Here is a 7,802-nt window from a genome sequence, read left to right as displayed (position 1 = left end):
CGTCACCCGAGGGGGCGGGGCTGTTGCGTGGGGCGGGGTGCGCAGCAGAGCGAGGTGGGGAAGCCCGGCAGGACGGGGCGATGTGGCTGAGCCGAGCGATGCGGCAGGGCGGGGCGAAGCGCGAGGTCGGTCAGTCGGTGCCGTTGCGCTTTCGGAGCGCCAGGACCTCCGTCGCCGCGAAGGTCTCCCCCTGGGGGCGGTCGGCGTAGTACGGGGTGAGGAGGCCGTCCAGTTCGTCGTACGTGAACGCGTCCTGCTTGGTGTCGAACTGCGCCTGCACCCGTGGTCGTTCGACGATCGCGACCATGCCGCCGTGGACGACGAGGAGCTGTCCGTTGATGTGTCCGGCGGCGGGTGAGGCCAAGTAGCCGACGAGCGGGGCGACATGTTCCGGGGCGAGCGGGTCGGGGCCCTGCTCGGGGCGGTCGAGGCCGGCGAACACGTCCTCCGTCATCCGGGTACGGGCCCGGGGGCAGATCACGTTCGCCGTGACGCCGTACCGGGTGAGCGCCTGCGCCGAGGACGTGGTCAGACCGACGATCCCGCCCTTGGCCGCCGCGTAGTTGGGCTGTCCGGCCGAGCCAGCGAGGAACGCCTCCGACGAGGTGTTCACGATCCGCCCGTACACCGGCGCACCGGCCGTCTTCGACCTCTCCCGCCAGTGCGCGGACGCGAAGCGGATCGTGTTGAAGTGGCCCTTGAGGTGGACCCGGATCACCGAGTCCCACTCGTCCTCGGACATCGAGAAGACCATCCGGTCCCGCAGGATGCCCGCGTTGTTGACCAGGATGTCCAGCTTCCCGAACGCGCCGATCGCCGACTCGACCAGTTCGCGCGCCTGGCGGTGGTCGGAGACGTCACCGGTGTGGACGAGAGCGCGGCCGCCCGCGGCCCGTATCTCCGCCGCGACCTCCTCGGCGGGTCCGGTGGACGCGCCGCCGCTGCCGTCCCGGCCCGGCTGCCCGTAGTCGTTGACGACGACGGCCGCGCCCAGCCGGGCCAGCTCCAACGCCTCGGCCCGGCCGAGACCCCGGCCCGCGCCGGTGACGATCGCCGACAGTCCCTCCAGTGGCAATGACATGGGCATCCTTGAAGTCGTCGAAGTGCGTCCAGAAGTCGGCAGAGCTCGGCACAGACCGGCAGAGAGTCGACGCGGCGGACCCGGCTCTCGCCACCCAGCCGCCCGAGGCGCCGGGGTCCAGGGTGTCGGGGTCCGGGCCGAGGCGCCGGGGTCCGGGGGTTCCAAGGCCCCCGCGTCCAATGGCCCCGCGGGCGTCAGATCTCTATGCAGGTCCGCAGTGCGGCTCCCGTGCGCATCTGGTCCAGTGCCTCGTTGATGTCGGCGAGTGGTACCCGGTGGGTGATGAGGCCCTCCAGGTCGATGCGGCCGGCCCGCCACAGGGCGATGGCCCTCTCGTAGGAGCGCAGGACGTCGCCGCCGCCGTACATGGACGGCAGGATGCGCTTCTCGTCGAAGAACAGCTCGAACATGCTGAGCTGGAGGAAGTCGTCCATGGCGCCCGCGCCGACGACGACGAGGGTGCCGCCGCGCCGGGTGTTCTCGTACGCGGTGCGGGCGGTGGCCGAGCGGCCGACGACCTCGAAGACGTAGTCGAAGCCCTCGCCGCCGGTGACGGACTGCTTCGCGTCGGCCAGCCCCTCCGGGGAGACCGCTTTGGTGGCGCCGAACCGCAGGGCGGCCTCGCGGCGTGCGGCCACCGGGTCGACGGCGACGATCTCGGCGGCGCCCTTGAGCCGGGCGCCCTGGATCGCCGAGATGCCGACACCGCCGCAGCCGATGACGGCGACCGACGCACCGGCCTCCACGTCGGCGGTGTTGAGGGCCGCGCCGAGCCCGGTGGTCACTCCGCAGCCGATGAGGGCGGCGACGTCGAACGGCACGTCGTCGGGGATCGGCACGGCGCACCCGGCGTCGACGACGACCTCCTCGGCGAACGTGCCGGTGCCCGCGAAGCCGAAGACGTCACCGGAGGGCCGCTTGAAGTTGGGGGTGCCGGCGTTGAGGAACCCGGCGAGGCACAGCTGGGTCTGGCCGCGCTTGCAGGCGGGACAGCTGCCGCAGGCCGGCAGCCAGCAGACGACGACCCGGTCGCCGGGCTTCACGCCGCTCACGCCCTCCCCGACCTCGAGGATCTCGCCGGCGCCCTCGTGTCCGGGGACGAACGGGCCCGGCTGCGGCAGCACTCCGGCCATCGCGGACAGGTCCGAGTGGCACAGCCCCGTGGCCCGCACCCTGATCTTCACCTTGCCCGGCCCGAAGCCCGCGGCCTCGACGTCGTCGAGCACCTCCAGCTTGTCCTGGCCGATCTCGTGCAGTACGGCTGCGCGCATGGTGCGGCTCCCCTCAGGAGTACCTGCCGGCAGTAACCCGTCAGGAGTACGGAACCTGTCCGGCGTACATGACCTACGGTTGTGCTGAGCTGCTCATTCGTGCTCGACGAGGGTGTCCGCCAGCACCGGCGCGTCGTCCCGGTCGACGGCGCTCACCGCCACCCGCACCGAGCGGTCGTCCGGCCGCCACATCCGGATGCGGAGGGTCTCGCCCGGGAAGACGACTCCCGCGAAGCGGGTGCCGTACGAGCGGACCCGGGCGACCTCCCCGTCGAGCACCGTGTCCACGACGGCCTTGAGGGTGATCCCGTAGGTGCACAGCCCGTGCAGGATCGGCCGGTCGAATCCGGCGCGGGCGGCGAACTCCGGGTCGGCGTGCAGCGGGTTCCAGTCGCCGGAGAGGCGGTAGAGCAGCGCCTGGTCCTCGCGTACGACGCGCTCGACCTCCTTGTCGGGGGCGGTGGACGGTGGTTCCTGGCGGGCGGACGGGCCCCGCTCGCCTCCCCAGCCGCCCTCGCCGCGGACGAAGATCTGGGCCTCGTTCGTCCACAGGGGGCCGTCGGTGTCGGCGACGTCGGTGCGCATGACGAGCACGGCGGCCTTGCCCTTGTCGTAGACCGCCGCCACCCGGGAGGTCGCGGTCGCCCGGCCCTCGACGGGGATGGGCCGGTGCAGGGCGACGCGCTGGCCGCCGTGCAGGACCTTGGCGAGGTCGACGTCCACGCCCGGGGCGTTCAGGCCGCCGATGACGTCCGGTGAGCCGGCGCCCGCGACGGTGGCGAAGCTCGGCAGGACATGCAGCCGGGACTCCAGGGTGTAGCGCAGCTCGTCGGGGTCGGTCGCGGGGATGCCGGCGCCGATGCCGAGGTGGTAGAGCAGGACGTCCTTGCGGGTCCAGGCGATCTCGGCGCTACGGGGCTCGGCCGCGAGGGCCTTGGCTGCGTCGATGGGCATGGGGCTCCTGTTCTGGGAAGAACCCCGGGCTCCGGGAGGAACCTCGGGGTTCCGGGAAGAACCTCGGAACCTCGGCACGACCGTCCGCACCAGCGGCCGCGCCGAGGTCGTCACAGGGGTCCGGAACCCGCCCTTCTAGAACGCGTTCCAGTCCGGCGACCCTCTGTATAGCCGAGGCACGTGCACTTGTGAAGACTCCTGACACTGTGCCAGATGGCTAGCGCACCACCTTCACCGACTTGTACTCCGCCCCCTTCGGTGCGAGGGCCACGAACCAGCTCACCGGGGAGCCTTTGGCGTCGACGATGCGGGGGTTGCGGAGGTCGCCGTACAGGGGCAGGTCGGTCTCGCGACGGACGTCCACGGACGTGCCGTCCGACCACATGACGCGGACCTGCTGGGCGGTCGGGGCGACCTCGCCGATCACGAGGCGCTTGAGATCGTCGCCCTTGCCCTGGTCGCTGGTGTGCAGGGACATCGCGAAGGCTTGTATGTCCGTACCGGCCGGGGTCCACTGCTCGCCGTTGAGCACCGCGCCGGTCCGCCCCCGACTCACGGACAGTTGCACGAAGTTCCAACCGCGGCCCACGAGTTCGGCGGAGCCGTCCACATCCGTCGGCTTGTCGCCGCGCAGGGCCATCGCGGCGAGCTGTCTCTCCGCCTCCCGCACGGTCCTGGGGGCGTCCCAGACGTCGACCGTCACCTTCCAGGCGCGGCCCCCGTCGCGCCCCGAGGCCACTTCGGTCGTCGCCGGTCGATCGAGGTGGCGCCGCTCGGGCTTCACCGGTTCCGTTGCCGCGGGGGGCACCGAGACCCGACCCCCGTCCGTCGCCCTGGCCAGGGCCAGCGCCCCCGTGGAGCCCGCGAGCACCACCGTCACCGCCGCCGCGACGGCCCAGCGGCGGGCCTTGCGGCGCCGACCGCCCCGGAGCACCGCCTGGTAGGGGGCTGCGCCGATCTCCACCTCGTCGGCCGCGTCGGCCAGCAGCAGGGCGATGTCCCTCTCCAGTGGGCTGCTGCCGGTGAGGCCGCCGAGCGTGTCGTCGCCGCCATGGGTGCCGTCGCCCCGAGTCATGTGCCGCCCCGCCTTCCCGTGCTCGCGTTCCATGCCGTGCGTGTCGTCGATGCCGTGCCCGCCGTCGATGCCGTGCGTGCCGTCGAAGCCGTGCGTGTCGTCCGCGTCCCTCACTTCCGCCCTCCCTGTGTCACCGTCTCGGCCAGTCCCGGTATGGCGCGGAGCTTCGCGAGCCCCTTCGCCGCGTTGCTCTTGACCGAGCCGACGGAACAGCCCATCGCCTCCGCCGCCTGGCTCTCGCTCAGGTCCTCCCAGTACCGCAGGACCACGGCCTCCCGCTGCCGGGGCGACAGCTGGGAGAGCGCCGTGAGGAGCGCGCCGCGGTCGTCGGCCTGGGCGATGCGGTCTCCGCTGTCCGGCACCTCGGGCACCAGGTCCGAGTCGGTCCTCGGCGCCAGGAACTCCTTGAGGCGTCTGCGATGCCTGCGCGCATGGGCGTTGATCATGACGCGCCGTACGTAGGCGTCCGGGTCGTCCGTCGAAGCGACTCGGCGCCAGGCCGCGTAGACCTGCTCCAGCGTCGTCTGCACCAGGTCCTCCGCCGCGTGCCGCTCCCCCGTGAGGAGAAATGCCGTGCGCATCAGCCTTGGCCAGCGGCCGACGAGGAAGCTCTGGAACTCCTCGTCCCGAGCCTGTTTCCGATCCCCCATGAGCACCTCCTAGATGTCTTTAACAGTCCACGAGGGCCCGGATCCGTTGCCTCGTCCGGCCAAGAACTTCAGACGGCTTCGCCGGGCCCGTGCGGCGGCACCTGCGGCAGCGTCCAGGAACCTGCGCCCAGGAACCTGACGGATGATCACATTCCCATGGGCTGGTCAAGATTTCATTAGCCACTCGAACCATCGGAATAGTTGCCCTGGTCGACGAGGTTGGCCTGTCACGCACCTTCGTCCGGCCGGGAGGCCCCCCTCAATGACGCACCCGCACACACCCGTCGCCCACGAGCCCGCCACGAGAACGAACGGCGGGATCGTCCCCGTGCTGGCCTTCGCAGGCATCGTGGTCGCGGTGATGCAGACCCTGCTGGTCCCGGTGATCAAGGATCTCCCCCAGCTCCTCGACACCACCCCCAGCAACGCCACCTGGGTCCTGACCTCCACGCTCCTCTCGGGCGCCGTGGCCACCCCGATCATGGGCCGCCTCGGCGACCTCTACGGCAAGCGCCGGATGCTGCTCGCCAGCCTGGCGGTGATGGTGGTCGGCGCGCTGATCAGCGGCTTCACCAGCGCCCTGATCCCGATGATCGTGGGCCGCACCCTCCAGGGCTTCGCCATGGGCGCGATCCCGCTGGGCATCGGCCTGATGCGGGACGAGCTGCCCCGCGAACGCCTCGGGTCCGCGATGGCCCTGATGAGCTCGTCCATCGGCGTCGGCGGCGGACTCGCCCTGCCGCTGGCCGCGGCCGTCGCCCAGAACACCGACTGGCACGTCCTCTTCTTCGGCGCGGCCGGCCTCGGCGTCCTCTCCATCGTCCTCACCCTTGTGGCCGTGCCCGAGACGAAGACGCGGGCGCAGGGTTCCTTCGACCTCCTCGGCGCGCTCGGCCTCTCCCTCGGCCTGGTCCTCTTCCTCCTGCCGATCACCAAGGGCAGCGACTGGGGCTGGACCTCCGTGACCACGCTCGGCCTGTTCGCCGCGTCGGCCCTGGTGCTGCTCCTGTGGGGCGTCCTGGAGCTGCGCATCCCCGCGCCCCTGGTGGACCTGCGCACGACCGCCCGCCGCGAGGTGCTCCTCACCAACCTCGCCTCGATCATGGTCGGGGTCTCCTTCTACGTCGTCTCCCTGGTCCTGCCGCAGCTCCTCCAGCTGCCCACCGCCACCGGCTACGGCCTCGGCCAGTCGATGGTCGTCGCGGGCCTGTGCGTGGCGCCGCTCGGCCTGACGATGATGTTCACCGCGCCCGTCTACGCCCGGCTGTCCGCCAAGTACGGCCCCAAGAGCACCCTCATCCTCGGTCTGCTGATCATCGCGGTCGGCTACGGCGCGGGCCTCGGGCTGATGAGCGCCGCCTGGCAGACCGTGGTGGTGTCGGTGGTCCTCGGCACGGGCATCGGCCTCGCCTACTCCTCGCTGCCCGCGCTGATCGTCGGCGCCGTCGACCCGTCCGAGACGGGCGCCGCGAACGGCCTCAACACCCTCATGCGCTCCATCGGCACGTCGGTGTCGAGCGCCGTCATCGGCATGGTGCTCGCCAACACCGCGAACCACGTCGGCGGGGTCGCGATCCCCACCATGCACGGCTTCCGGGTCTCGTTCCTGATCGCCACCGCCGCGGTCGCCGTCGGCATCCTCCTCGCTGTGTTCCTCCCCGGCCGCCGCCCCGCGAACGGCCCGACCCTCCTGGCGAGCAGCGCGGACGACAAGGCGGCCGCCGAACGCCCGGTCGAGCGGGTGTCCTGACGCCGCCGAGCCGCCGGGTGTCCTGACGCCGCCGACGGGCCGCATGGCCGCATGGCAGCATGGGGCACCCCCGGTACGTACGGCCCTCAAACGCCTGTACGACACCCGCACCTGCGAGGCACCCGCACGCACAGCGGACCCGCACCCGTCTACGCCACCACGGAGGACCCCATGCCCGCGGCCCCCAAGCCGGAGATCCTCGCAGCGTTCGAGTCGGCCAAGGGGTTCATGCCCGTGGGCGAGGGGCTGGCCCTGTACGCGGCGGCCGTGGAGGCGGGGCGCCTGGGACTTCCGCTGCTGGAGGTCGGCACGTACTGCGGCCGCTCGACGATCCTCCTCGCGGACGCGGCGCGCGAGGCGGGCGTCACGGCGATCACGGTCGACCACCACCGGGGCAGCGAGGAGCAGCAGCCGGGCTGGGAGTACCACGACCCGGAGACGGTCGACCCCGAGATCGGGCTGATGGACACGCTGCCGACGTTCCGCCGCACCCTGCACCGGGCGGGTCTGGAGGAGCACGTGATCGCCCTCGTAGGCCGTTCCCCGCAGGTGGCGAAGGTCTGGAACTCCCCCCTCGGCCTCGTCTTCGTCGACGGCGGCCACACCGACGAGCACGCCACCGCCGACTACGAGGGCTGGGCCCCGCATGTCGCCGAGGGCGGCCTGCTCGTCATCCACGACGTGTTCCCCGACCCGGTCGACGAGTTCACCGGCCAGGCCCCGTACCGCGTCTACCTGCGCGCCCTCGCCTCCGGCGCCTTCACGGAGGTATCGGCGACGGACTCACTGCGGGTGCTGCGGCGCGTGGCCGCCGGCATCTGACGGCCGGCGCGCGCCGCCCCCGGCACCGGCGAGCCGCCCGGCAACGTCCAAGCCGCCCCACGACACCGGCGCGGACCCGCGCCGCTCGCACAGCACCGTTCCGCCCTGCCCGCGCAGACCCGCAACACCAGCGCCGCCCCGCCGTGCCCGCGCCTGCCGCGCCCCGCGAGCCCGGCCACCCGGCACGCCCCGGCACGCC

Annotated in this window: 7 protein-coding genes; 2 read left to right on the top strand and 5 right to left on the bottom strand. The window is 72.3% G+C overall.

Going from position 1 to position 7,802, the window contains the following annotated elements; all coding sequences use genetic code 11:
• Positions 1 to 130: 130 nt before the first annotated feature.
• The 5 genes from AOK23_RS39860 to AOK23_RS39840 all read right to left on the bottom strand — a co-directional run bounded on the left by AOK23_RS39860 (position 131) and on the right by AOK23_RS39840 (position 5,031).
• Positions 131 to 1,081, bottom strand: coding sequence for a 3-oxoacyl-ACP reductase (locus AOK23_RS39860; RefSeq protein WP_055717316.1), 951 nt, complete (start codon positions 1,079 to 1,081; stop codon positions 131 to 133).
• A gap of 194 nt (positions 1,082 to 1,275) precedes the next feature.
• On the bottom strand, positions 1,276 to 2,352 hold the full coding sequence (locus tag AOK23_RS39855) for a Zn-dependent alcohol dehydrogenase (RefSeq protein WP_055717315.1): 1,077 nt from the start codon (positions 2,350 to 2,352) through the stop codon (positions 1,276 to 1,278).
• 93 nt (positions 2,353 to 2,445) lie between these two features.
• On the bottom strand, positions 2,446 to 3,306 hold the full coding sequence (locus tag AOK23_RS39850; RefSeq protein WP_055519795.1) for a MaoC/PaaZ C-terminal domain-containing protein: 861 nt from the start codon (positions 3,304 to 3,306) through the stop codon (positions 2,446 to 2,448).
• A gap of 217 nt (positions 3,307 to 3,523) precedes the next feature.
• On the bottom strand, positions 3,524 to 4,495 hold the full coding sequence (locus AOK23_RS39845) for a hypothetical protein (protein WP_055717314.1): 972 nt from the start codon (positions 4,493 to 4,495) through the stop codon (positions 3,524 to 3,526).
• Positions 4,492 to 5,031 (bottom strand): SigE family RNA polymerase sigma factor, encoded by a 540-nt coding sequence (locus AOK23_RS39840; protein ID WP_055717313.1) that lies wholly within the window; start codon positions 5,029 to 5,031, stop codon positions 4,492 to 4,494. The genes AOK23_RS39845 and AOK23_RS39840 overlap by 4 nt, the downstream gene beginning before the upstream one ends.
• 262 nt (positions 5,032 to 5,293) lie before the next feature.
• Between AOK23_RS39840 and AOK23_RS39835 the strand changes: the two genes are divergently transcribed.
• Positions 5,294 to 6,781, top strand: a complete 1,488-nt coding sequence (locus AOK23_RS39835; RefSeq protein WP_055717312.1) for an MFS transporter — start codon at positions 5,294 to 5,296, stop codon at positions 6,779 to 6,781.
• A 171-nt stretch (positions 6,782 to 6,952) separates the two neighbouring features.
• Complete coding sequence (locus tag AOK23_RS39830) at positions 6,953 to 7,603, top strand: class I SAM-dependent methyltransferase (RefSeq protein WP_055717311.1); 651 nt, start codon at positions 6,953 to 6,955, stop codon at positions 7,601 to 7,603.
• The last annotated feature ends 199 nt before the right edge of the window (positions 7,604 to 7,802 follow it).

It is taken from the genome of Streptomyces torulosus (assembly GCF_001419765.1).
GTDB lineage: Bacteria > Actinomycetota > Actinomycetes > Streptomycetales > Streptomycetaceae > Streptomyces > Streptomyces torulosus.
The sequence above is the reverse complement of the archived record's forward strand: the minus strand, read 5'-3'. Positions and strand labels throughout refer to the sequence as shown.

Bases quoted from the DNA above. Each gene is read 5' to 3' on its own strand.
- AOK23_RS39860 (WP_055717316.1), bottom strand. From the start codon at position 1,081: ATGTCATTGCCACTGGAGGGACTGTCGGCGATCGTCACCGGCGCGGGC.
- AOK23_RS39855 (WP_055717315.1), bottom strand. From the start codon at position 2,352: ATGCGCGCAGCCGTACTGCACGAGATCGGCCAGGACAAGCTGGAGGTG.
- AOK23_RS39850 (WP_055519795.1), bottom strand. From the start codon at position 3,306: ATGCCCATCGACGCAGCCAAGGCCCTCGCGGCCGAGCCCCGTAGCGCC.
- AOK23_RS39840 (WP_055717313.1), bottom strand. From the start codon at position 5,031: ATGGGGGATCGGAAACAGGCTCGGGACGAGGAGTTCCAGAGCTTCCTC.
- AOK23_RS39835 (WP_055717312.1), top strand. From the start codon at position 5,294: ATGACGCACCCGCACACACCCGTCGCCCACGAGCCCGCCACGAGAACG.
- AOK23_RS39830 (WP_055717311.1), top strand. From the start codon at position 6,953: ATGCCCGCGGCCCCCAAGCCGGAGATCCTCGCAGCGTTCGAGTCGGCC.